The organism is Methanolobus halotolerans, assembly GCF_004745425.1.
Classification (GTDB): Archaea; Halobacteriota; Methanosarcinia; order Methanosarcinales; family Methanosarcinaceae; genus Methanolobus; species Methanolobus halotolerans.
Genome location: NZ_PGGK01000005.1, coordinates 111,750 through 136,324, shown reverse-complemented (window position 1 = coordinate 136,324; position 24,575 = coordinate 111,750). Strand labels below are relative to the sequence as shown.

Annotated in this window: 20 protein-coding genes; 10 read left to right on the top strand and 10 right to left on the bottom strand. The window is 35.5% G+C overall.

Translation table 11 applies throughout. From position 1 onward, the window contains the following. Positions 1-9: 9 nt before the first annotated feature. The 6 genes from CUN85_RS06370 (at position 10) to CUN85_RS06345 (ending at position 9,721) form a co-directional block, all read left to right on the top strand. Positions 10-2,163, top strand: a complete 2,154-nt coding sequence (locus tag CUN85_RS06370; RefSeq protein ID WP_135389492.1) for a KAP family P-loop NTPase fold protein — start codon at positions 10-12, stop codon at positions 2,161-2,163. Between the two features lie 131 nt (positions 2,164-2,294). Further along, positions 2,295-2,729: a hypothetical protein gene (locus CUN85_RS06365; RefSeq protein WP_135389491.1), complete on the top strand. Its 435-nt coding sequence runs from the start codon at positions 2,295-2,297 to the stop codon at positions 2,727-2,729. A 261-nt stretch (positions 2,730-2,990) separates the two neighbouring features. Further along, a complete protein-coding gene (locus tag CUN85_RS06360; protein WP_135389490.1) occupies positions 2,991-3,260 on the top strand; it encodes a hypothetical protein in 270 nt (89 codons plus the stop codon). A 1,050-nt stretch (positions 3,261-4,310) separates the two neighbouring features. Then, positions 4,311-6,596, top strand: a complete 2,286-nt coding sequence (gene hsdR, locus CUN85_RS06355) for an EcoAI/FtnUII family type I restriction enzme subunit R (protein WP_135389489.1) — start codon at positions 4,311-4,313, stop codon at positions 6,594-6,596. A 27-nt stretch (positions 6,597-6,623) separates the two neighbouring features. Continuing rightward, complete coding sequence (locus tag CUN85_RS06350) at positions 6,624-8,072, top strand: type I restriction-modification system subunit M (protein ID WP_135389488.1); 1,449 nt, start codon at positions 6,624-6,626, stop codon at positions 8,070-8,072. Then, positions 8,069-9,721 (top strand): restriction endonuclease subunit S, encoded by a 1,653-nt coding sequence (locus CUN85_RS06345; RefSeq protein ID WP_135389487.1) that lies wholly within the window; start codon positions 8,069-8,071, stop codon positions 9,719-9,721. The genes CUN85_RS06350 and CUN85_RS06345 overlap by 4 nt, the downstream gene beginning before the upstream one ends. Positions 9,722-10,063: 342 nt before the next feature. Here CUN85_RS06345 and CUN85_RS06340 read toward each other — a convergent pair whose 3' ends face one another. Both CUN85_RS06340 and CUN85_RS06335 read right to left on the bottom strand, forming a co-directional pair. Further along, positions 10,064-10,819 (bottom strand): hypothetical protein, encoded by a 756-nt coding sequence (locus tag CUN85_RS06340; protein ID WP_135389486.1) that lies wholly within the window; start codon positions 10,817-10,819, stop codon positions 10,064-10,066. 482 nt (positions 10,820-11,301) lie between these two features. Then, positions 11,302-11,913 (bottom strand): hypothetical protein, encoded by a 612-nt coding sequence (locus CUN85_RS06335; RefSeq protein WP_135389485.1) that lies wholly within the window; start codon positions 11,911-11,913, stop codon positions 11,302-11,304. Between the two features lie 132 nt (positions 11,914-12,045). On the opposite strand from CUN85_RS06335, the gene CUN85_RS06330 reads away from it, so the two are divergent. After that, the gene (locus CUN85_RS06330; RefSeq protein ID WP_135389484.1) at positions 12,046-12,738 is read left to right on the top strand and encodes a hypothetical protein; all 693 of its coding nucleotides are present in this window, start codon (positions 12,046-12,048) and stop codon (positions 12,736-12,738) included. 240 nt (positions 12,739-12,978) lie between these two features. Here the strand turns inward: CUN85_RS06330 and CUN85_RS06325 are convergent, their stop codons facing one another. Then, positions 12,979-14,466: a DUF2254 family protein gene (locus tag CUN85_RS06325; protein WP_135389483.1), complete on the bottom strand. Its 1,488-nt coding sequence runs from the start codon at positions 14,464-14,466 to the stop codon at positions 12,979-12,981. Positions 14,467-15,024: 558 nt separating this feature from the next. On the opposite strand from CUN85_RS06325, the gene CUN85_RS06320 reads away from it, so the two are divergent. After that, positions 15,025-15,534 carry a TIGR02391 family protein gene (locus CUN85_RS06320; protein WP_167848815.1) on the top strand — a complete coding sequence of 170 codons (510 nt, stop codon included), beginning with the start codon at positions 15,025-15,027 and terminating at the stop codon, positions 15,532-15,534. 61 nt (positions 15,535-15,595) lie between these two features. Here the strand turns inward: CUN85_RS06320 and CUN85_RS06315 are convergent, their stop codons facing one another. From CUN85_RS06315 to CUN85_RS06305, 3 genes are all read right to left on the bottom strand, one after another. Continuing rightward, positions 15,596-16,570, bottom strand: coding sequence for a hypothetical protein (locus CUN85_RS06315; protein ID WP_135389481.1), 975 nt, complete (start codon positions 16,568-16,570; stop codon positions 15,596-15,598). Positions 16,571-16,639: 69 nt separating this feature from the next. Then, the gene (locus CUN85_RS06310; RefSeq protein ID WP_135389480.1) at positions 16,640-17,611 is read right to left on the bottom strand and encodes an exonuclease/endonuclease/phosphatase family protein; all 972 of its coding nucleotides are present in this window, start codon (positions 17,609-17,611) and stop codon (positions 16,640-16,642) included. 135 nt (positions 17,612-17,746) lie between these two features. Next, positions 17,747-18,379 (bottom strand): GNAT family N-acetyltransferase, encoded by a 633-nt coding sequence (locus CUN85_RS06305; protein WP_135389479.1) that lies wholly within the window; start codon positions 18,377-18,379, stop codon positions 17,747-17,749. A 931-nt stretch (positions 18,380-19,310) separates the two neighbouring features. Here CUN85_RS06305 and CUN85_RS06300 point away from each other — a divergent pair. After that, positions 19,311-20,378 carry a hypothetical protein gene (locus CUN85_RS06300; protein ID WP_135389478.1) on the top strand — a complete coding sequence of 356 codons (1,068 nt, stop codon included), beginning with the start codon at positions 19,311-19,313 and terminating at the stop codon, positions 20,376-20,378. Between the two features lie 114 nt (positions 20,379-20,492). On the opposite strand, the gene CUN85_RS06295 is transcribed toward CUN85_RS06300, so the two are convergent. After that, entirely contained in the window at positions 20,493-20,954 is a 462-nt protein-coding gene (locus CUN85_RS06295) for a helix-turn-helix transcriptional regulator (protein WP_135389477.1), read from the bottom strand. Beyond that, positions 20,951-21,277: a helix-turn-helix transcriptional regulator gene (locus tag CUN85_RS06290; RefSeq protein WP_135389476.1), complete on the bottom strand. Its 327-nt coding sequence runs from the start codon at positions 21,275-21,277 to the stop codon at positions 20,951-20,953. Before CUN85_RS06290 ends, CUN85_RS06295 begins: the two co-directional genes overlap by 4 nt. Before the next feature lie 562 nt (positions 21,278-21,839). Here CUN85_RS06290 and CUN85_RS06285 point away from each other — a divergent pair. After that, positions 21,840-22,124 carry a hypothetical protein gene (locus tag CUN85_RS06285; protein ID WP_449288765.1) on the top strand — a complete coding sequence of 95 codons (285 nt, stop codon included), beginning with the start codon at positions 21,840-21,842 and terminating at the stop codon, positions 22,122-22,124. Here the strand turns inward: CUN85_RS06285 and CUN85_RS06280 are convergent. Then, on the bottom strand, positions 22,121-22,906 hold the full coding sequence (locus CUN85_RS06280; RefSeq protein WP_135389474.1) for a helix-turn-helix transcriptional regulator: 786 nt from the start codon (positions 22,904-22,906) through the stop codon (positions 22,121-22,123). The genes CUN85_RS06285 and CUN85_RS06280 overlap by 4 nt on opposite strands. 615 nt (positions 22,907-23,521) lie before the next feature. Next, positions 23,522-24,307 carry a helix-turn-helix transcriptional regulator gene (locus CUN85_RS06275; protein WP_135389473.1) on the bottom strand — a complete coding sequence of 262 codons (786 nt, stop codon included), beginning with the start codon at positions 24,305-24,307 and terminating at the stop codon, positions 23,522-23,524. Positions 24,308-24,575 lie beyond the last annotated feature (268 nt).

The following is a 24,575-nucleotide window of genomic DNA, read 5'->3' as shown; positions in this document are numbered from 1 at the left end:
TAACACAAAATGTTCAATCCCGATAAAGCCATTATTTCTTGTGAAGAAGATGTCCTTGGGAGGGCAGATTTTGCTAAATCTGTAGCACAAGCAATATGCAAGGACACTAACAAAGATAGCCATGTTATAGGTTTTTATGGAAAATGGGGTACTGGCAAGACTTCACTCATAAATATGGTCATTGAACATATTGAAAAAAAAACAGATTATATAACTAAAGATGAGAAACCAATAATCATAAAGTTTAACCCATGGCTCTTTTCAAATCAGCAACAGTTAGTCACTCAGTTCTTTTCTCAATTTTCTAGTACCTTAGGTAGAGAAGATAACAGTAGATGGTTGAAAGAAGGTGCCAGGTGGCTGAAAGCATTTTCAAATGCATTAGCGCCCTTATCTATAGTTCCGGGAGTTGGCATAGCAGCTTTTGCAGGTTCAACTGCATCGGGGGCAGTTGGCGAAATTGCTGAAGAGTTGGGCACATCCCTTGAAAAAGATTTACATGGCATTAAAAGTGAAATCCATAAATTACTTGAACTAGGTGAACAACGGATAATTATTGTCATTGATGACATAGACCGTTTAAATGAAATTGAAATTCGTCAAACATTCCAGCTTGTAAAATCACTAGCTGATTTTCCTAACACCACTTATATACTTACTTTTGATAGAGAGATTGTCTCAAAGGCGTTAGAAGCAGAACATTGTGGATATGGGAAGCAATATTTGGAAAAAATCATACAAATACCATTCGAACTCCCTGACGCTTCAAAAAGGGGATTTGAATTACTTTTATCTTCTAAATTGGAGAAAATACTTGCAGATAGCCCATATGATGATTTTAACAGATTTGATTGGGACAACATACATCATAATGGTTTTAAATCCTTTTTTACAAACATTAGAGATATAAATCGATATTTTAATGTGCTGTATTTTAATTATGAGCTAGTAAAGAAAGAAGTGAATGTTATTGATTTCATTGCTATTACAGCAATTCAAGTCTTTTTACCTGAAGTATATAATGATATCAAGTATAATAAACAGGTTTTTGCAGGTATAATCTCCTCTTATAGTCCATCAACAAGAGATGTTGATAAATTAATATGTGATGATATTATTAAGAAAGCCGATTCACACTATCAAGTATTTTTGCAATGTTATTTGACGGTTTTATTTCCAAAGTTGAATTCCATTTATAGCAACGTGTCTTACACTACAGATTTTTTAGTTAAATGGAAAAAAAGTCGTCGCATATGTAGTGATGACCTCTTTGACATATATTTTAGATTAGCTCTTCCAGAAGGAAAAATGTCGCAGCATGAGCATGACATCTTTTTTTCAACTGACATGGATAATGCTACAGTTATCTCTGAAACTTTACTCAAATTAAATGAAAGTGGTAAGATTACAGAATTTCTTGATTTTGTACCATATACGGTAGAAAAAATGCCAGAAATTAATATTAGACCTTTTATCACTTCAATTGTTGATGCTGGTGATTTATTTCAAAAGGACGAATCAATCTTTTATGGAACTTCAATGAGAATTCATCGGGTAGTATCTGCTTTATTAAAACAAATAAAGACTCAGGATGAAAGATTTGACATATTAAAAGAAGCATTCGAAAATAGCAACCAAAGTTTATACACCATTGTTTGGCTAGTAGATTACCAAGACGAATTACATGGCAAGTATAGCTATAAAGAGTCCAACACTCCCGAAAATGAGCAACTAATTACTTCTGAACAGCTTAGTGAATTAGAACAAGCTACTTGTAACAAGATTAAACAGTGGTCAGAAAATGGAAAACTTATGCATTCTTCTCATTTATTTACTATTTTAAGGCTATGGGAAAGATGGGATAATGGAAATAAACATCAACATTTTGTAGATGCCATTGTTTCTGACAACATAGGATTATCTAAATTGGTAGAAAGCATGCAATCAAAAAAAGTAAGTTCATCAAGCCTTTACACGTCTAACACCATTTTTGATATTGACGTTGGATTTCTCAAGGAGTTCACAGGGTGTGACATTATATTGGAGCGTATACTTCAAATAAAAATATCTTCAGACTACGACATGCTTTCAGAAGAAGATAAACAAGCTCTGGACCTTTGTTTGAGTAAAATTCAATCTGAAGAGGAAGAACTTTCAAATTGAAAAAAGTGCCATCCAATAAGTTTGTGGTTTCCAAGTATCAAGCATAATTGATACATTTGTAAACAAAGTTTGATTATTTACAAAATACCACAACAACAAAAGTAAATAATAAAAATATAATTCAAGTATTGATGAACAGTGAAAACATTAATGAGAAAATAACTTTAAACATTACTATGAATGTGGTGCTAATCACTGCTATATCCCTTCTCATAAATAGGGATTATTTCACTGATGTCAGTATTGTTCATAAAATCTCTGATATTTATGGAATTTCATTAGTAGCACTAGTTTTGTTTTATGTATTCTTTGAATTTTGGGGACACTATTTTAATGGAAATGAGATTACTAATTTTAGAAATCTTTTATTGGGTAATTTAGTAATTGCTTCTTTATTATTATTTATACTTATAAAGCCAAATATACTTATAGACATTATTAGTGCAGAAACAATTGATAGCATTATATCCGTGTTGATGCTTTTGAATGGAGCTATTCCTTTTATTTTAGTAGCTGCTATCATTCCCGATAAGCAACGTAGAAGAAAAGTAGTTCGAAATAGATGATTTTTGTATACTTAAATGCTACTTTTTTATACAACATTCCGTACATATGGTTGCATTTTCAAAATTAAACTTATTTTATCGATTTTAAGAAACACAGATAGCTTAAAGACCTTATTTTTTTAAGTTAAGCCCTTAGGAAACGTTTTTATAGTCAACGTTGCATTTTCCTCATATGAGCAATAAATATTCGAAAGAGTGGTTACGGCCCGAAGAAGTACAACATATACTCAACATGCCCGACCTTGAAGAAAAATATGAAATATGGCTCTACCTGATGATTTCCCCGCTCTGAGGGTCACAGAAGCCACGTATATCCGGCTCCGGGACCTCGATATAAGGGGTGAGTGTGTGGAAATATGGAAAGGAAAAGGTCTGTCCGATGAAAAACAGCGAGAGCTTGCAGATTATGTTGGATTGACAGGCTATGATGATGTAATCGACGCCTTTTCACATGCGGGCGATGAGTCGCTAGTTAAATTTTATGCACTTCGAGGGCGTGTCGGGAAGCTGTATCTGAAATTCGACCGATGAGGAACGTCTTGGGCAAATATCCGTGCACAGCTTGTGCCATTTTTTGGCTAAATACAAACGGGTCGCTGTCTTCGACCCCATCAGCCAAGGGCTGCCTCCCCGTTCCCGTCTCCAAGCGCTGACCAGAGGTCGAGCGCTCTCCACTTCACTCCTCACATAAAGCAAACGAATAAATAAATTTTTATAATGTAGATGATGGAACTTCTTGAACGGCAGTATTCTTCAAACAATCTGATTTTCAAAAGAAAGGGTTTGTAAAGATGAGGGCATTCTCACCCGACAATATGTGAACCAGATACTTGAGGAGTACAGTGACCTCGCTGGAATAAGAAAAGTCCATCCTCACTTATTTCAGAGATGGGTTGGCTACGTATTTGCTCTTACAGGGGTTCTTATGGAAGTTATATCTTATAGCTTGAATCATAGCAGTACATTGATCACAGCGAAGTTCTATGCAAGGATAACGCCGGATATTGAGAGAAATATCATTAAACAGCATGTATCGAGTTTGATTTGATATTGAATTTTTTGATACCTGAGAAGATGATTCCAATAGTAGTTTCTTAAATATTGATTATTGTGAAATCTTATATTAGTTGCTAAATTACTAGATGAATCATGTAGTGGAGACTCTCTTATTATAGCAATTATCACAGATTGGTTGTTTTATGACAGCATTTTCTCCATCGACACCAAAGGTGATGAAGTGAACTGCATCTTTTTCATCATAAATTGCTGTACCGTTAGTGTCGCTGATAACACCTTCACAAAAGAAACATAATCTATATCCATATTGGCTTGTACGCATAGTTAATCAGTCTGCCTAATTACAAATAATTTTAATATATTAATTCTATAAATAGCTTTTTATGTTCAGGTTATATATTTTTATGCTACACATTTTATCCGGGATTCATACTTTCTATTAAGTGATTATATTTTGATATAAACGAAAGCACCTAAGAATGTGTGCTACCGTGAAGCTATATCAAAAACTTTATCTATTTTTCTATATTATATATACTATCTTTATGAATGAGGTAGTAGAGTATGGATGAACTTGAAAAACAAGAGCTGAGTGAACGAGACATCTGTACTAAATACATCACACCAGCAATTAATGCTGCAGGATGGGATATTCATACCCAAATCCGTGAAGAAGTCTACCTCACAAATGGCAGGGTCATTGTTCATGGTCAGAAGACCACACGTGGTGAAAGAAAGCGTGCTGACTATGTACTCTACTACAAACAAAATATCCCTGTAGCTGTTGTTGAAGCAAAAGACAACAAACATGCTGTGAGCGATGGTATGCAACAGGCTTTGTCTTATGCACACATGCTTGATGTTCCTTTTATATTCAGTTCTAATGGTGATGCTTTCCTGCAACATGATAAAACAGGATTGTTTAATGAAGTCGAAAAAGAGCTCGCATTGGATGAATTCCCATCGCCTGCTAAATTATGGGAATACTATTGTCACTGGAAGGGAATTACTGATGAGAACCGTAAAATCGTCACACAAGACTACTACTCATTCCATGGCAGAGAACTTCGTTACTATCAAACTATTGCTATCAACAGGACTATTGAAGCCATAGCCAAGGGCCAAGACCGAATACTACTCGTGATGGCTACGGGGACGGGTAAAACATACACCGCTTTCCAGATAATATGGCGATTGTGGAAGTCCCGAACCAAGAAACGTATACTGTTCCTTGCTGACCGCAATATACTGATAAACCAGACTAAAAAGAATGACTTTAAACCATTTGGCTCAGCAATGACCAAGGTCAAGAACAGGCAGGTTGACAAATCCTATGAAATCTATCTTGCACTATATCAGGCGGTTTCAGGTACTGAAGAAGATAAAAACATCTACAAGCAGTTCTCACCGGATTTCTTTGACCTTATCATAGTAGACGAGTGTCACCGTGGAAGTGCAGATGAGAACTCTGCATGGAGAGAAATTTTAGAGTATTTCTCATCAGCAACTCAAATTGGTCTTACGGCCACTCCTAAGGAGACAGAGACCATATCCAATATTCATTATTTCGGTGAACCTATCTACACCTATTCACTCAAGCAGGGCATTGATGATGGATTCCTAGCACCATACAGGGTCATCAGGATTGATATCGATAAAGATTTGCAGGGATGGAGACCTGATAAAGACAAAGTTGATAAGTACGGCAGGCTCATTGAAGACAGAATCTACAATCAGAAGGACTATGACAGGTCTATTATCCTTGATAAACGAACCCAACTTGTAGCCAGGGAAGTAACGGAATTCTTGAAATCAACTGACCGATTCTCGAAAACTATCGTTTTCTGTGAGAATATTGACCATGCTGAGCGAATGAGGAAAGCTTTGGTCAATGAAAATCCAGACCTTGCAAGGGACAGCAAGTATATCATGAGGATAACTGGTGATGAGAACGAAGGCAAAGCTGAAGTCGATAATTTCTCACTGCCTGAGAGCAAGTATCCAGTCATCGCAACGACTTCAAAATTGCTAGGTACTGGTGTGGATATCCAGACATGTAAGCTAATAGTTCTCGATAAGCGTATACAGTCTATGACCGAATTCAAGCAAATTATCGGACGTGGTACTCGTATCAATGAAGAATTCGGTAAGCTGTATTTTACCATAATTGACTTCAAAAAAGCAACAGACAATTTTGCAGACCCTGATTTTGATGGTGATGCTGAAGAAGTTTATGAGGGTGGAAGCGTAAAAGAGTTTAAACCTAAATTAATTGGTAATAAGCTTAAGCCGTATATGGTTGATGATGTTGATGCTAAGGTTGTCGCTGTCCGCAAACAGTATTATGGCCCAGATGGCAAACTGATAACCGAGTCATTGACTGATTACACAAAAAAGACTGTTTTGAATGAGTTTGCTTCTATTGATTCTTTCTTGAAATATTGGAGTGAAGCCGACAAAAAGCAGTTGATAGTACGAGAGTTTGTTGAAAAAGGACTGTTAATGGAAGACCTTGCTGAAGAGATTGGAAAGGAGTATGACCCCTTTGACTTAATCTGTCATGTAGTCTATGACCAACCACCTTTGAGCAGGCGTGAGAGAGCAAACAAGCTTAAAAGTAGTGGATATTTTGCCAAATACGGTGAAAAAGCTCGCACTGTCCTTGATGCATTACTGGATAAGTACTCAGATGAAGGTATTGAGAATCTTGAGAGTCTTGATGTCCTCAAAGTTGAACCTATTAATCAGTATGGCACTCCGATAGAGATTATCAACATGTTCGGGGGAAAAGATAATTACCTCGAAGTCATAAGAGCCATGGAATCCCAGTTATACATGGCTGAGGCATAATTCAAACAGAGAATGTAGGTTTAATAAATGGCACTCAGTACTACTATTAAAGGTATACAAAACATAATGCGAAAGGATGCAGGTGTCGATGGTGATGCACAACGTATAAGTCAGTTGGCTTGGATGGTGTTTCTCAAAATCTTTGATGACAGGGAAAAGGAATATGAAATTATGGATGATGGTTACACATCATCTATTCCTGAACGTCTTCGTTGGAGAAATTGGGCTGCCAACGAGGAAGGCATTACAGGCGAGGAATTACTCGATTTTATTAACAATGACCTGTTCAAAACATTGAAAGAGGTGCAGTTTATACCTGATTCAGACCCACGTGGATTTGTTGTGCGTGATGTCTTCGAAGATTCTTATAATTACATGAAGAATGGCACTCTGATACGCCAAGTCCTTAACAAAATTAATAATGTAGATTTCAACAGTACGGAAGACAGGCACCTTTTTGGAGATGTGTACGAGAAGATACTGAAAGACCTACAAAGTGCTGGAAATGCTGGTGAGTTCTACACTCCCCGTGCTGTGACAGAATTCATGGTGCAGATGGTCAACCCTCAGCTTGGTGAAAAGCTCCTTGACCCTGCATGTGGTACTGGTGGCTTCCTTACTTCCTCCATTGAACATCTACGCAGACAGGTCAAAAGCGTTGAAGACGAAAAGGTACTTCAGAATTCAATCAATGGTATTGAGAAGAAGCCTCTACCACACTTACTTTGTGTCACAAATATGCTCCTGCATGGTATTGAAGTGCCTTCACAGATTCATCATGATAATTCACTTGCAAGACCACTAAGGGACTATAAGCCATCTGACCGTGTTGATGTGATTATCACCAATCCTCCATTCGGTGGAACTGAAGAAGACGGTATTGAAACCGGATTCCCTTCTAATTTGCAGACAAGAGAAACAGCCGACCTTTTCCTTGTGCTTATTACCCATCTGCTCAAGGACGGTGGACGTGGTGCAATTGTCCTTCCTGACGGTACACTGTTTGGTGAAGGTGTCAAGACCCGTATAAAAGAGAAATTGCTCAATGAATGCAACCTCCACACCATTGTGCGCCTTCCAAACGGCGTGTTCAACCCCTATACAGGCATTAAGACAAATCTCTTGTTCTTCACTAAAGGAGAACCTACTAAAGAGATATGGTACTACGAACACCCATACCCCGATGGCTACAAATCCTATTCCAAAACGAAACCTATGAAAATTCAGGAGTTTGAACCAGAAAAAGCATGGTGGAACAACCGTGAGGAAAACGAACTTGCTTGGAAGGTCACAATAGACGATATCAAAGCAAACAATTACAACCTCGACATCAAAAACCCCAATGTGGAAGATATTGACCACGGTGACCCTGAAGAGCTACTTGCAAAATACAAATCCCTCCTCTCAGACATCTCCAAAACCCGCAACACCCTGAAAGCAGAACTCATGGCAGCTCTTGAGGGTAAAAGTGCATGAATGCTGAAACTTTCTTTGAGAACTTCTCCCTTCTCTCTGAATCTCCAAATGGTATTCAGAAGTTACGTGAGATGATATTGCAGATGGCAATACAGGGTAAGCTTGTGCCACAGAATCCCGAAGATGAGCCTGCACAAATTTTGCTGAAACGGATTAAGGCTGAAAAGGAAAGGTTGGTTGACAAAAAACAAATACGAAAAACAAAGGCTTTACCACCGGTAAAAATTAACAAATTTCTTTTTGACATTCCAGAAACTTGGGAATGGGTTCGATTAGGGGAAATAGGAGACTGGGGAGCAGGAGCAACTCCGAATAGAAAAAAATCAGAATATTATGACGGCTCTATTAATTGGTTTAAATCTGGAGAACTTAACAATCGATATATTACCGAATCTGATGAACAAATAAATGAATTAGCATTAAAAGAATGCTCTTTACGTCTAAATAAGCCTGAAGATGTGCTTATTGCAATGTATGGTGCAACAATTGGAAAAGTTGCCATACTTAAATCGACAGCCACCACAAATCAAGCAGTTTGTGCATGTACTTGTTTTGATGGATTCTTCAATGAGTATTTATTTTTAATATTAAAAGCTTACAGGAAACATTTTACAAATCAAGGTGCAGGGGGAGCACAACCAAACATTTCTAGAGTAAAAATAATTCATACTTTAGCACCGCTCCCACCTCTCGAAGAACAAAAGCGCATAGTCATTAAAGTTGACCAACTCATGGAACTATGCGACCAACTTGAATCACTCCAACAAACAAAGTATCAAAGCCGCATTCAGTTAAACAATTCAGCACTCAGCAATATGCTCGATGCCGGCAGCCCTGAAGAATTTGCAGAACAATGGATGCTTGTTTGTGATAACTTTGATTTGCTTTATGATAATCTCGATAATGTGGAGAAGCTCAAGCAGGTGATATTGCAGCTTGCGGTACAGGGTAAGCTTGTACCACAGGACCCGAATGATGAGCCTGCATATGTGTTGTTGGAAAAGATAAAAGGAAAAAATCCATCCTTATTAATTGTTGATGGTGAGATGCCTTATAGTGTCCCCGAGACATGGGCGTGGTTTAAATTAGGAGATGTAGGTAGAATTGTAGGTGGTGGAACACCTAAAACCAGTAATGATGAGTACTTTTGCGATGATGGAATACATTGGTTAACACCTGCTGATTTGTACAATTATAAACAAAAGTATGTAAGCAAAGGTAGAAGAGATATCACTGAATTGGGCTTAAAAAATAGCTCTGCCCAGTTGATGCCCGCAGGGACTGTTCTTTTTTCAAGTCGTGCACCTATTGGATATGTGGCAATTGCACAAAACGATATATGCACAAATCAAGGATTCAAGTCTTGTGTGCCACATAAAATGGAAATGAATGAATATATCTATTATTTTTTAAAATTCGCTGTTGAGGAAATTGAGAATGCTGCCTCCGGCACTACTTTTAAAGAAATATCTGGTAAAGCATTTGGGCAAATACTTATTCCACTTCCACCACTTGAAGAGCAAATGCGCATTGTAGCCAAAGTTGACCAGCTCATGGCTTTATGTGGCGAACTTGAAACAAGGATTAAAAAGGCTCAGGATAATAGTGAAAAGTTGACCACAGCAATGGTCAGCTCTGTTGTTGGATAATGATATCTCATCTATTGAGAATCACCACTCTATATAAGCAGTACCACCTAAATCTTTACCACCCGTGCAGTATCCGGTTGATTTGCCACATTTCGTGCATTGTCTTCCCTTTCGATGTAGCAGTCCACTCATGATGAAAGTGTTGCCACATACAGGGCATTCGAATGCTGCGTTTTTTCCTATCCAGTCTTCATCGATTCGAGGTTGTTAGGGTTCAAGTATCTTGTTGTCATAACATTTCTCCATTTTATTATCGCAACAACATCATCCTCTGTATAACATAGATAGCATAACTATAAAGTTTGAATAGTGGTCAGAAATATTCGTGGTTCACTGAATACTTCATGTATCATCTTTTCTAAAGCCATATCTATATTTTAGCGCCCAAGTAAAGTCCCTATTGGAAGGGATATTAGACTTTGCCATCAAGAAATCTACAAAATAATTAGTGAGTATTACTAGCAGATTATTTATCTCATATACCTGTCTTTGAGCTTCCATCAATGAATATAACCCCTTTGTTCCGAAGACTAAGTATTTACTAAAAAGATGTGTATCATACTCATTTCCCAAGCCGAACTCCAATTTTTCTAATGAAACTGAGTAATATGGCGGTTTTTCATCTTTTTCTTCTTCCATCTTTTGTAACCCCCATTCTGAAGCCGCTTTTGCATCATAATGAAACACCTTGTCCCTGAGAGGTTTAAGGGTTTCATACAGCAATCCTCTTTTATGAGTGAACTCATTGACATATTCTTCCAAACTAGAGATGACTTTTACTTGCTCAGTAGTTGCATTCTTTCGAAAATCGGTGTACATGGATGTTTTTGTGAAACTATGGAAAAGCTTTAGTGCTTCTCTCAATTGTGCAGCAGTCAGATTAAACACAAATGTTCTTGTTGAATCAACCATAATATCAAAATAATCGGCTTCATCTTCATCTAATGAATCAGGAGTTGATAACAACATCGATAGTCTATTTATTTCTTTTATGTGGTTTATGGCTCTCATTAATTCAATAAGGTAACCAACTTCTGAATTCTCATTTAGGGATAGTTCTGATAAAAAGAACTCGTAAGTATTTCTTGTGTCTTCCATAAATAAAATCAACACCTACAATATAAAAAATATGTGTCCAAGATTACACTGTGATTTACAAGAGACTCTTGGATAAAAGAGGGCAAGGGAGGGATTCGAACCCTCCTATATCTTAGGGGTGCTCTTTCCTACTGTAGTGTAAATCAATAACATCAAAAAGCTCTACCGAGCTACTTGCCCCTAAGATACTTTTCCATGTTATTCCTGTCCCCGTCACTGACTTTTGTCTCCGTGTATGTAACTTCATACTAATCACCATCACTATTGACAAGCAAATAGCAACTGAAAAGCTTAGTGAAATGTTTATTGAAACGCTTATAGAAGCGCTCATCAAAACACAAATCAAAGCACTCAATGAAGTTATCGGATTTAACAATACAGTAGTAATCAAGCATGCCACAATGATGCTAATTAATTGGAATATATACTATATAAATCTACTAGATTAAACCCATAAGATAGTCATAATTAAATTATATAATCTACTCTTTTTGTGAAGCAATCCCAAGTTCACGCAATACTTTGCATTTCTCAAGGTAATCTTCGACATTTGGATATATCCAGAGGGCTTTATCTAGCTCACGGAAGGAAACATTTAACTCGATTTTAAGCTTGTAGCATATATTGAAATAAGCGTCCCAATCGTACCTGTCTTTCGCATGATGTCCATGTTCCCGTAATGTTTTAACGGCTCGTACGTCAATGATGGGGCAACTTTGTTTACTGAAGAAAAATGCAAGTGTTGAGGCTATGGGGAACGAAATACCGTTGTAATCAGTTAATTGCGTAACAATTTCTTTATTGTTCAATGGATTCTCTGATAACTGCTTTATCAGGTTGTGCAATTCTTCCTTCACTTCAGGTGTCCAGTAGTCAGTATCCTGGAAAAATCGCTTTATCCTTGATGCACCTTTCCATTTCAGAATGTTGCCTTCATCATCTACGATAAGATGGAACAATTGGTCAGCATTCTCAATGGTTTTCGCTCTGTTCAATATGTATATCTCATGAGTGTTTTCATTTTGGTTCATGTAATCATAGAACTGGGAGAGTGCAAGAACTTTTCTTCGAGTTAAATTTGGGACATTGGGCATGAAAATTGCTCCTCCATAAGCTATACCATTTACAAATTTGATTGTTCATTTTCTTGTTACATCATAAACATGTGAAGTATATATACAATTAACATATATTCCTTTTAAGGTCTAAGCTTTTGAGGTTGAAGGATGGCGGCTAGAAGAAAACGAAAATCGAAAGATGAAGAAATTGACCCTGTAGCAGTTGCAATTATGTTTGTAATTGTTGGCACGTATTTTATTTACACACAATATCTTTTGCCATTATACAATGCTTTCATTTCTTTGTCACCAATTTACATTTTTCTGATAACATTAATAGTTGGGATTATTGTTATTATTTCAATTCACTCTGTATTCAAATATCGTAAAATGCGAATAAAGAAAAAGGAAGAACGTCGTCGGCAACAAATTCTTGCAAGGGGCGTAGAATTTGATAATATAATTAATTTTTTAGAAAATGAAGTTCAACTTCGATATGGAAAAAGGAAAATTGAGAAGGATTATCAGCAAGATTTGGAACAGGCCATGAAAGTGTTAACTGACAGGCATGGTTATGATATCGAATATGAGAGAAGTCATTCTAGACATAGAATTGACTTCGTGATTAATGGTTCTATTGGTATTGAAATGAAAGTGTATAAGGGCGGCTCACAAGTAAAAAGAGCATTACTTAGTCAGATGTCAGAATATTCTCAGTACTGTGACAAAATTGTAGGGTTCGTAGTCAATGTGACCGAAGAAACAAATGAATCTATCAAATCAGAAATCGATTCACAACTCAATTATCAAAAGGTGATAGACCCAAATGACTATCATATCACTGTGCAAGGAGTAATCTGAACGGTGCTTTCATCGGTTCTTAGAGCTCTTTTTTCTTTTTTCTCTGGTTTGTTTTCGCATACGGTGCTTGTAATGGTCACAGAATATGGCTTTATCAGGTTCCATAAATAGTTATTTGACTTCAGCATATATGGTGGTCCACCAAGTACAGTGAAAGTAAAAGTAGTACACAGACGTCATCTAAACAGCTAAAGCATTTAAATTCATAGCTTATTTTAGCATTAGTGAGTGTGTGAGTACCTAGAAATGAATAACATCATTGATAAGATAGCTTCTTCCGTCTTCTCTCAATTCAGCTTTTAATTTTACAGTGGCAGCTGGGTAATTTGGTATTATTTTACTTATCTCAACTACCTGTGGATAAAATCTGTTATCGATTGCGATTTTGATTATCTTGTCCAGAGAATCGTTATAATCTGAAACATCTTTTTGCATGTCGCTGAGCAACTGCATAATTATTAACATACGTTCTACAGAATGAAAGCCTGCCATTCCATTCCTAGTTCTAAATGCATGTGTTCCAAAATACTCTAAAGTTACTCGTAATTTTTCTGCAATGTGAGCCTTATATTTTATTCTAAGTAAATTGCATCCAAAAATACCAAGTGTAACTATGGCTTTGGTATCTAAAACATATTTATTCGCATTAGCTGCATATGTACGAATACTTTTTATTGAATCTATTACATTTATTGAAACATCATCATTGTTATCAAACGGATATATCATAGTTCCTAATGTCGTAATTGATTCTAATATTTGAATCAACATAAATTCATTATCTTTTTCAATGGATGTTATTGCTAAATTTTCAAATTTGGCGACTAATTGCTTTACTATTTCAGTTTTTTGTTGAACTTCAAATAATGTTGCTTCTAAAAATACCATTGATTTTACTACTTGGGCCAACACTTCGAAATTATTCCTTTCAATACAAAAATGTCCAATATTGAAGTATTTTTCACGAAACATTTGTAACAGTTCACTAGATTGTTCAGCTTCTAGTTGTTGGTATTTTATAATTTGTCTTACCTTTTTTTCAATTGCATCTATTCCATTGCTGGCTATTTCGTTATTGTTGTTAACAATTGATGAACTTATTATGTCAAGTATTGGTCTCACAACACTGTTTTTTGGTAGGGGATAATCGTATTCTATTGACCTAGTTAGGCAATGTTCTATGCTCTGGTCAAAAACATCATTAATTTCTATTTCATTAGACAAAGTTTCCATAATATTAGATGGCTTTAGAGTCGTTAGTATGTTTGGGATGTATTTAATCAATGACATTATGGCTATTAAGCCTAAGAAACATGCTATCCAAACGCTTGTTTGTAAGTTTGATGGGTCATATGCGTTCTCAGCTTTTAGGAACTTCAGTACAAATGTTCCGTATATTAACGCAAAAATATAAATTGTTAAAAGTGACCAGAAATGTGGAACTCGGTCCTTGTCCAAGAAAATATCAACAATTCTTGGCGAGTATGTTTGAGAAGTACTCACAGCAAAGATGGTCACTGATATTATGATTGCGAGTATTGCGGCTTCTCCCTGCACTAGGGCACTTATGAGGTATTGTGCGCTGGTCAGGTCTGATGACCCTATATTAAAATGAGCAAGAACTACTGAGACAAAACAGAAGAAAATAAAGGGCAAGAAATAGACTTTTGTAAATGTAGATTTGAAGGTACCATCATTAATGTCCTTTGCCATTTTCAGCTCACTCATAGTGCCAAATTATTTGATTATGTATTTACCATTTTTCATTCAATCCTGTATTAAACAGATTTGTACCTCTGAGGATGAACATAATTGAAAATGACGAGCAATATGAAGAAATAATGCCTTTCTCCATACCATGCACCTGCCTCTACACATTTGGTGCGTCTACGGTGAAATCTGACTTCATCAAAAAAGTTTCAAGTGGAGTATGCAGCCGTATCAGTGACGGACGTTGTGGATGATGTGGACACTGAGGACTTCGGTCACTTGTGTGGACAGCATCTACCTTGGTCCGCAGGCACTGTTAGTGTAGAATATGAGGATTTCAGACTCTTGTATAAACTGAAGTAAGATAATCAGGTATATGATAACATGAATAACTTATCGGATTCTGCTCTTGAACAGCTATCAAAAATCATTGGTAACCGGTATACCGGCACGGATATTACAAGTTTTTTCCATAAAATCGGTTATGTGAACATACGACATGATGGGACTACAAAGTGGCGCTTTGTTAATGAACACCTAAAACAAATACAAACGAAAAATGGTTACTTTGAAATATTGAAAGCGATTGAGCAACTTTGCAGCCCTGAAGAGTTCTTTCAGAATAGGGATGAACTCTCAGTTGTACTGGGTGAAGTTAATGAAGTGCTAAGCTACTACCAGCTAAGAGTAAACAAAGATGGGAAGATGGTTCATAATTCACATATAGAGCCTGTTCTTAAGTCTAAAATCACAGAGGATGCTTCAATATTTAATTCTCGAAATTATCATCCTGAAATACGAAAGCATGCGTTCAAGCTTTTCAATGATGGGTTGTACTTCCATGCTGTTTTCGAATGCTGTAAGTCCTTTGACAAATGTGTAAGCGAAAAAGCAGAGATGGATAAGCACGGTGCTGCACTAATGGGTGCAGCTCTCTCACCCAATGGTTGCCTCAAACTTAACAAACAGGAGACTGAAACGCAACGCAATGAGCAGGAGGGATTGATGCATCTTTGTACAGGCCTCATGAAAGCAATTAGGAATCCGCAGGGACATGAACCTGAGCTTTACTGGAAGATGCATTAGATGTTCTCAGTCTGCTTAGTTATCTTTACAGGCAGGTTGAATCGACATCTTATTTCAAGAATTAATTATAACCAGCACTATCATTTCTTGAAGGTAATCCATGCAAATTCGAACTTGGTTGATAAAAACTATCTAGATGGGTCTGGTCTTCATGTTCTTCTCTTATTTTATTATCTATCTCAATTATATGTACAGAATTCCATGAAATAATCCTCTCCATATATCCATCCTTCAAAGTAAGTATTTTGTCATCAAAGATATCTAGCACGGTTCCACAGATTTGAGTATTTTCATTTGTAAAAATGTTCATAAAAGGGAAAGTGCTCACTTTATCCACGTTTATAAAATTTTTGACTGTTTTTTCGTAAGACTTCTTCGCAATGAAACTTAAGAATATCACACCTGCTACCATACTAAAAGCAATAATAACTAGTAATTGAGTGAAGCTAGAGGAATAAATCATCGTCCTCCAGTTATACAATAAAAATAACATGAAAGAAAAATTAAGTAAGCAAATGCCTAATGTATAGTAGGTGATGGCACGCAGTATACTAGCGTACGTAACGTGTTTTTTTAAGAGTAGACTGTTATTAAATGCTTTTTTGACGATGTGTCCCATCAAAATAAAGGATATCAATGACACTAAAAAAGAAATTATTATCGTATATGTCATTAAATTTAAAGCTAATATATCTGAAAGCTCAATTTGGTATGTAGTTTCATATAAATATAACACTAATATCACAATGCAAGAAGGAACAATAAAACCACATAGAAGCCCAATGTTGCTATAGACATAACCTTTGAAGTCGATGTTAAACCACTTGATTTTTTCATATTCATCAATATGCGGTTTTATTCTTTTGTTAATCCTAAAAGCCTTTATTAAATCACTACGCTTCTTTTTAGATTGCCAATCCAACAACATTGTTTTTGATAAAAACTGTATTAGATTTACTGCTATTGCTAATAACATATAAATTAGAATGTACGTCGTTAAATCGATTTCATGAAAATTTCCATCAAAATTTAACATTAAATTAACCCTTATACATAATTTTGATTTAATATTGGTATCAAATAATTTAAAGGTATACTACTTTTATCAATCCAAATCTCTAATTGTGGTAAACTCCACAAACACAGGATAATGGTCAGATACATCAGTAGTAAGTTCCTCATCTAGCCCATACTCAAGGTCATATCTAAACACACCCGATTCACCGGCAAGGTCACTTTCATCAGTAAGAATTATCCTGTCATAAGTGTAATCAGTTGACTTTGTAGTTGTATCTACAGTATCATCAATAACCCACTGGTATGCATCAAGGTCTGATGTTCCGTCCTCATCAAAATAGCTGCCATCTGCATTCAGGTCTCCCATGATGATAAAATCACCTTCCTCCGGATTCTTTGACTGCGCATAGGATAACACATCATCAAGTCCGTTTATCTCTTGCGTGGCTTCGTCTGGGTCTGTGTGAATCACAATAAGAGTTGCATCATAATTGCCCTGCAGGGCTTCTATGGAAACGATATAGGGTTGTCTGTGGAAGGGGTCAGTTCCATCAGGTTCAGGATAGGTATAGGCATCATTTACAGCTACATTTTGAGTGTTATAGACGTAAGCGTACTGTTCCTTGGAGATTGTCCGTCCAAGTCTTTCACTTACAACATAATCATATTCAGAACCATCAGAGTTTACCAAATCTATGAGTTCAGGAAGAGCAGTTTGGGATTTATCCCTGATTTCCTGTATGGCAACAACATCGTAGGTCCTGACGATGTCAGCAAGGATATTCATTACTTCCGGCTTGTCGGCTTTTGAGACTCCGAATACTTGGATATTGAAAGCACCTATGCGGATAGTATCATCAGATGTGTTTTCTCCAAATGGCAGGTCTGGTTTTTGATTATCATGTGTGGGTTGATTTTTCTCTGCTATTTGATTGTCATCAGCAATTGACTCTGCAAGTTTAACAACTTCATCAATTGTCTGGACATTATCCTCAGAAACACATCCAAGACCAAGGATGAATGTGAAAAGGATGATAAATGTTAACGTTTTTGTTTTCATAATACTTTCTTATACGCCTTTGATATATTTAGGTTTTAATGAATCTGCTCTATCAAAGATTTAGTAAATCTTTTTAAAAATCATATATGATTAAGAGTTTTAACATGTATGGCGCAACAGCATCTTATGTGCTGTTTATGTAACCATAAATGGGTTACCAGATAGGTCAGAACCAGCTTGGGATTTCTTATCAAACTTTATTTCCATTTCATAACATTTTTTACCAAGACCGCATATATCCATTACTTCTTCTTTCACCTCAAAACCCACTTTTTGATAAAGATTTATTGCTGCTATATTATCTGAATCAACATACAATTTAATACGGTCAATGCGATTTAATCGCATCTCATGTATGCTGTTCTGCAAAAGATTGGTCCCGATACCTTGCCCTCGGCACCTACTATCAACTGTAAATGAATAAAGTGTAGCGGTTTTCTTTAGCCCTAAGGATGATAAGGGAGATGTTACGTAATAAAGACAGTAGCCCTTAACTTCATCATTGTCCTTATATACATAGGTCGTCTTTTTAAAAGAACGTGCGTACATTGTGAACCTTTTTTCGTTTATCTCTGGAAAGTTCTCGTTGTAAAGCCTCAGGACGTCCTTTAATGCTTCATCGCTCATATGGGTGATGTGATTATCTGCTACTCTGACCCAACGATGAATAGCAAGACTGCCTAAAATAAGTTTAAATGCCGTCATTGATTGTCTTTTAATCACATGCAGCTTCCAGACAAACCCTCTTTCAATTGCTTCGATTGACATAATCAGACAGATACTATTATTTAAAAACCGATGCGTTAAATGTATTAACACCGTTAATGATGATATATGGCTGTTTGTATTAAATATATTATGTATCTATCTTCCTGTATATTCGTAGGGAATAAACCAAACATTTAAAATTATTCTATGCATTTAGTGGAACTTCTTGTAATGTATTACATATATTTATTGAGTCTGTTTCAAAACTGCCCGTATACATTCGGGTGTAGAACCCATATGTAATAATATCAATTCCTTGTAACCCTGTAAAAAGATGAATCAGTGAGTATATGCGGATACCAAGACCAACTTTCTAGGAACCTTGCGCTATTTTATATCCACAGTTCCAATTCAAATATTTAAAAATAATACCGATTTAATATTCTTATAGTATGTAGTATATATTATTACTACTATTATATAGGCACGTAACTACACAAAAAGTTTAGACTGTTGGTAAATTCGATAGAAGGTAAAGACATACGAAAGTTTTTGTAAATTTGCAAAGTGAGTAAGAAAATTTATACAGTCTAACAAAAAATAAAATTATTCTAAAGTTACACATAAAGTAAAACTTTGTCTAAACACTGTTTAAGGGCGAATAAGCGTTATTATGTTGTAGCCGATATAAAGTATGAATCTATACAATTCCATCCATAAAACAGCCGGATATTTGCTCTCAAAGGATTCTGGACGATAACCACTGGTAGATATAGCACTATCAAATCAGTAACTCTATAATGAAATCATTAATATCAGTTCATTTTTAAAGTTAACCTTTTTCATTAATTTCAATAATTTCATTTCCTGAAATATAGAAAACTTAATTACAAAATTTACACTCAAGCAATTATTTTTATATAGTTGTTAACATATATTTGTTAACATATAAAATATTTAAAAATGCCACACTCAAAGAAAAGCAAAAATTATGATAGCTGATAACACCCATACTGAAAATCAAACCAGCGGAACTGCCTGTAATATTAATTCTAATTCAAATGACTGTCTTATTAAAGGAAGGATATTGAAATTTTTAAATGAGGCTGATAGACCACTTCGTGGGAGAGAAATATTTGACGGCATACAATATGATAATTACAATTCATTCAGGGTGCTTTTGAGCAGATATTCCGGTAAAAAATACAATTATATAGAAAAACTCAAACTCAATGATAGTCCCAATTTCATTTATAAAATATCCAACATCGGACGGCAACATGCGCTCAACCCTTTTCTATATCGGGATAAATACAAAGCTCGGCAAGCAAGAGACAGAGAGATGTTTCTTTCCGAAATATTGAATAACCCTGACAAATTGAAGTATTTTTTCGGGAACATGGGTGATGTTCAAGTTCAAACCGTTTTCGATACCATCAAAGAATACGTGGATTCAAATTCATCATTGCGAGATTTCGCTGACGAGGACGACAATCATCAATCAACAGACGATGAAATTGACTACGAAGAGAAATACTTTGAATCACTTGACCAAATTAAGAAATTGCAAAGTCAAAATTTCAATCTTCAAGTTCGGCTGAAACAAAGGCCAGTTGAAACTCCAAAGGCTCCCAAAACAAAATTGCCCTCCACATCCAAAGGCAAAAGATACAATTATCTCTGTAGCTGGGAAGGAAAAAATCTCACATCAAGCTTCTTCGAAAATGAGATAATTCCATATGATGTGTTGATTAAGACCGCTGAAAAAAATGCAATCAGCTCTTGGAAGAAAAAATTAAATTTTGAATCCGGTGAAAATATTGATATTTTCGCAAGAACTATATCCTCGACATTGTTGAAAGAACACCTCTATCGGAAAGCCACATTTGAGGAAATCAGAGAAGCGGGCTTCTATTTAGTGAAAAATCGTGGAATCCGAATTATGTCAAAGAAATATTCATCAATCAACAAGGTCGTGCTCAAGCAATCAGATATTCCAAATAATGTAACGTCTTCTAATAATGCACCACAAGTCAAAAAGCCGAATATTCTGAGATGATTGACTACTATTATGTTGTCAAAAATATATTCGATTAAATAACTTAAGTAGACAAAGTGCCGACTCTGTAGAAATCCTCATGCTGGAAATAATCTTATTTAATGAATAGTTTGACTAGAGTTCTGTTATAGGTCTCGATTCATTCAAATAATGTTCAAATAATTCTTTTCCCCAATTACGAGCACCTTGATTGCAGTATTCAATATGTTTGTTATCAAAGTCTCCTTTATTAGTTAATGGGCTAAGCATGATGCAGTATTCATTATATAAAAAAGATAATAATCCCATATTTTTAGGATAAACAAATAAATGAATTAGCTCATTATCAAGAAATTTCACAATCTCTGTTCTATGTTCAGTTCTTAATTTGTCAAACAATTCACAGCTTACTATAACATTCGCATGTATGTTTTTTGGAAGAAGTTCATGTAATAGCTTAGGGAAATGAGGATAGAAAGTTGTTGTAATTACAGAATGAACTGTACCCTTTTTAGACCGCTCATAAAATCTATCATGTACATTATAAATGTCTGTGATGGGGGGTATTATTGTTGTGCCTTTCCCAAGTTCATTCATCTTCGTAAAAGATGAGAAGGAATGAAATCAAGGTTACGTGTTCCCCAGTAATCAACGTCTACATCAAAAACATTAAGAATACTTAAAACAGAAACCATATCATTAACTATCAGCTTTCCGATAGTTGTTAGTTCATAGGTATCATCAGAATCAGTAACCAGATGATGTTCCTCCAGAATCCTTATCTGAGGAAGAAGTGCTTGTCTGGTTGTATTAAGAGTTTCGAGAATAACTTTCATTTCCTTTGTTCCATCCTGTAGTAACAGCAGAACGTCCTTTCTCTTCTCTGACATGAACACAACATCAATCAATGACTTCATCATTTGTATCACTCTGCTAACAGGAAATTCTAATTTCAGACAGAACTACATTTTATGATGCAGTCTTAATATTTATAGTAAATTAAATATCGTTATCTATATATATGTATACATATATATATATATATATATATATATATATTTAGTATAAGATTAGTCTAATGGTATAATTGCAAACCAGCATTACAAATATACTAAATTCAATATATTTAACAATGATGTGGGGAAGGGTACTAGATTACAAATAATTCCTTGAGAATTTCATTGTTCTCTCCCAAAGCACTTCTCAAAGTTCAAAACGTGTCAGGACAAACTTCTGCGTTATAGCATTTTCTGGTAAAGATATGTGAATTTTGGGAGGGCTTTATGAATATGTAGCAATAATAGCATTATAATATAATGCCGCATCAAAATTTTATTTGATTAAATAAATTCATTTGAGTTATATTTTAATAAATCTTATTTTACTAAGCTAACGTGTATTTGTATTTTGCAGAGGTAAATGAGCAATACCTATGATGCAATTACATATTAGGAGGGGAAAACCATAAAACAGAAATCCTTGATGGAAGTCCTTTTCGAGTCTGAAGTAAGGACAGAATCGTTAATCCTCTTGAAAGAAGAAAACAAAGACCTGAGTACCCTGCGTACCCAATTGGGAGTACAAGCACAGACACTAAGTCCTCATCTGAAATTGCTAAAGGATTATCACTTAATCAGAAGTCACAGTGATACATATGAGTTAACGACAATAGGTAGATTACTGGCGGAGAAACTGGTATCTTTAATAGATGCACTTGATAAAGCAGAAAGCATGGAAGACCATGCAATTACTTCAGGTAGCAGCTAAATGTGAGTTACAGGAATAGAGTTTTGAATATAATATTGGAAAAACTCTTTTCCCCATTCAAGACATTCTTCACTGCTACAGAGGACGTAAGTGTTATCGTATTCACCATTCTTTTTTAGTGGTCGCATAAGTACATGGTAATCGTTAAGTACAGCAGCCATGAGGTTTAATTGTTCGGGATATACGAACAAATTGAACAACTCACTCTTCATAACCTCATCGAACAGTGCAGAGTGGTCAGTTCTTAATTTATCAATGACAGGTTGGGATAGTATCATATAAACATTGACGTTGTTTGCTATCATTTTTGAGAATAAATCAGGGAATAAAGGATGGAAAAACGTTGCAATCTTATAATGCACTGAAGAACTTGGAGATGTTTCCAGAATTTCATCATTTAATTTATATAAATCTGGAAAAGAAGGAGTTCTTATCTTACAATCCTTAAGTTGACCTATTTTACTTAATAGGTGAGGTGGAATAAAGTCAAGTTGATGAGTTCCCCAGTAATGAATATCAGTATCCAAGGTTTCTATTGTACTCATTAGGGAAAACATCTCATCAACTATAAGATTCCCTATAGTCGTCAGCTCATAGGTGTTATCATAGTGGTTAATAAGATGATGTTCTTCCAGTATGCGTATCTGTGGAAGCAAAGATGGTCTTGTTGTATCCAGCGATTTGAGAAGGGGTTCCATTTCTTGAGGACCGCCATGTAACAGCAATAATACGTTTTTTCTTTTTTCAGAAGCAAATATCACATCGAGTAATGCTCTCTTCATTTTAACACGCCCAGTATTAATGTTGTTCAAAGGAACAACCAAAGCAGAATTAGAAAAAGTTAGAAGTTATAACATATAAATCTTGTTAACAAGTATACTTGAGTAGAAGTCGCTAATGATTGATTATACCCTTTTATGGAAAAAAGTTAGGTTGAATATATATTGTCATTCACCCATTTTAGTATACAGGTTTAATTTTTAACGCCGTTAAAATATTGTTCGCAAACAAAAGATAACAGCATTACTTAGATTAAAATCCGGTTTGGTTATATGCAAAAACAACCTATTAGAAGTTGTGAGCATGGGGTTGCTCACAAGCTATTGGGAGTGGAGTTTAAGAGAGATATTGGGAAATATCTCGGACGTATAAGGAAAGAGACGCCTTAAATTATGGTGGTTTATCAGGCGTCTCATCCTGCCTTCTCAGCCATGCGGGTTGAGTGAGTGGGGGTTGAAGGGATGTGGGGACATCCCGGATTCGCAAGGAGAGAGGCACCATAAGCATGGTGGTTTATCGTGTGCCTCATTCTACCTTCTTAATGTAAGTCCAAGACTGCTTTTCTCGTATAAAACTGTCTCGTAAATTAATAATTTCTCACAGCAAGAACATTATTGTTATAGTTCTGTGATTTGTGTTGAGTTTTTAAGATAGTGTTTAAAAATATCTTCCCCCCATTGAAGTGCATCTGTACCTGAACATACCATATGGTCTATGTCGATGTCTCCATCATTTGTTAATAAGCGTAGCAGCAGAAGGTAATCGTTAAATGCAATAACTTGAAAACCCATTTCTTCGGGATATACATACAAGTTCAGAGAATGATTTTGAATAAGCCCTGCAAATATTTTATTATGTCCTGTCTGAATTATATCTAGCACATGCTTTGTGACAATTATATTCAGTTTAACGCCTTTCTGAGCCATTTCAGTAAATACCTGCGGATAATTTGGATGGAAGAATGAAGTAATTACAAAGAATGAATCTGATTCAAAGCTTGTTTTTACAGTATCTTGATTGAGTTGGTATGATTCTGGGAGAGATAGTTTTACAAGTTTACATTCTTTTAGCAATTTTAGATTTTTCAGTAATTGAGTAGGAAGGAACTCAATATTATGTGTTCCCCAATAATCTATTTCTTCATCAAAGAGTTCAACAGTATTCAGCAAAGGAATTATTTCATTAATTATTAATTCTCCAATACCTGTTAACTCATAAGCATTATCTGTTTGTTTAACAAGATAATGCTCTTCCAGAATCCTGATTTGTGGAAGCAGAGCTGCTCTTGTCGTACTTAAATGATTAAGCAGTGTTTCTATTTCTGTGGGTCCGTTCTTCAATGAAAGAAGTGCACCCTTTCTCTTTTCAGATGCGAATATAACATCAAGTAATGGTTTCTTCATATAATGCTCCTTTAGTGTATATTACCCACAATTACACTATCAGGTAGATAACAGCGTTAACTAAGCAACTTGAATAAGAACTAATATTATTTATTGCTATCGTCAGTCACTTTTAACTGATACGACCCTGAAGTTAATCCCTTTGAAAAATCAATTACTAATAAACTATAACTTAGTTAGCGAAATTAAGAACGGTTTTGGTTAAGTAATAATAAAATCTATTAAAGATTGAGGGCAGGGGTCTACTTACAAAGCTTAACACCATATA

What these genes read in the sequence shown, in the direction of transcription:
- CUN85_RS06370 (WP_135389492.1), top strand. Translation starts at nt 10, where the DNA reads ATGTTCAATCCCGATAAAGCCATTATTTCTTGTGAAGAAGATGTCCTT.
- CUN85_RS06365 (WP_135389491.1), top strand. Translation starts at nt 2,295, where the DNA reads ATGAACAGTGAAAACATTAATGAGAAAATAACTTTAAACATTACTATG.
- CUN85_RS06360 (WP_135389490.1), top strand. Translation starts at nt 2,991, where the DNA reads ATGGCTCTACCTGATGATTTCCCCGCTCTGAGGGTCACAGAAGCCACG.
- hsdR (WP_135389489.1), top strand. Translation starts at nt 4,311, where the DNA reads ATGGATGAACTTGAAAAACAAGAGCTGAGTGAACGAGACATCTGTACT.
- CUN85_RS06350 (WP_135389488.1), top strand. Translation starts at nt 6,624, where the DNA reads ATGGCACTCAGTACTACTATTAAAGGTATACAAAACATAATGCGAAAG.
- CUN85_RS06345 (WP_135389487.1), top strand. Translation starts at nt 8,069, where the DNA reads ATGAATGCTGAAACTTTCTTTGAGAACTTCTCCCTTCTCTCTGAATCT.
- CUN85_RS06340 (WP_135389486.1), bottom strand. Translation starts at nt 10,819, where the DNA reads ATGGAAGACACAAGAAATACTTACGAGTTCTTTTTATCAGAACTATCC.
- CUN85_RS06335 (WP_135389485.1), bottom strand. Translation starts at nt 11,913, where the DNA reads ATGCCCAATGTCCCAAATTTAACTCGAAGAAAAGTTCTTGCACTCTCC.
- CUN85_RS06330 (WP_135389484.1), top strand. Translation starts at nt 12,046, where the DNA reads ATGGCGGCTAGAAGAAAACGAAAATCGAAAGATGAAGAAATTGACCCT.
- CUN85_RS06325 (WP_135389483.1), bottom strand. Translation starts at nt 14,466, where the DNA reads ATGAGTGAGCTGAAAATGGCAAAGGACATTAATGATGGTACCTTCAAA.
- CUN85_RS06315 (WP_135389481.1), bottom strand. Translation starts at nt 16,570, where the DNA reads ATGTTAAATTTTGATGGAAATTTTCATGAAATCGATTTAACGACGTAC.
- CUN85_RS06310 (WP_135389480.1), bottom strand. Translation starts at nt 17,611, where the DNA reads ATGAAAACAAAAACGTTAACATTTATCATCCTTTTCACATTCATCCTT.
- CUN85_RS06305 (WP_135389479.1), bottom strand. Translation starts at nt 18,379, where the DNA reads ATGTCAATCGAAGCAATTGAAAGAGGGTTTGTCTGGAAGCTGCATGTG.
- CUN85_RS06300 (WP_135389478.1), top strand. Translation starts at nt 19,311, where the DNA reads ATGATAGCTGATAACACCCATACTGAAAATCAAACCAGCGGAACTGCC.
- CUN85_RS06295 (WP_135389477.1), bottom strand. Translation starts at nt 20,954, where the DNA reads ATGAATGAACTTGGGAAAGGCACAACAATAATACCCCCCATCACAGAC.
- CUN85_RS06290 (WP_135389476.1), bottom strand. Translation starts at nt 21,277, where the DNA reads ATGATGAAGTCATTGATTGATGTTGTGTTCATGTCAGAGAAGAGAAAG.
- CUN85_RS06285 (WP_449288765.1), top strand. Translation starts at nt 21,840, where the DNA reads ATGGAAGTCCTTTTCGAGTCTGAAGTAAGGACAGAATCGTTAATCCTC.
- CUN85_RS06280 (WP_135389474.1), bottom strand. Translation starts at nt 22,906, where the DNA reads ATGAAGAGAGCATTACTCGATGTGATATTTGCTTCTGAAAAAAGAAAA.
- CUN85_RS06275 (WP_135389473.1), bottom strand. Translation starts at nt 24,307, where the DNA reads ATGAAGAAACCATTACTTGATGTTATATTCGCATCTGAAAAGAGAAAG.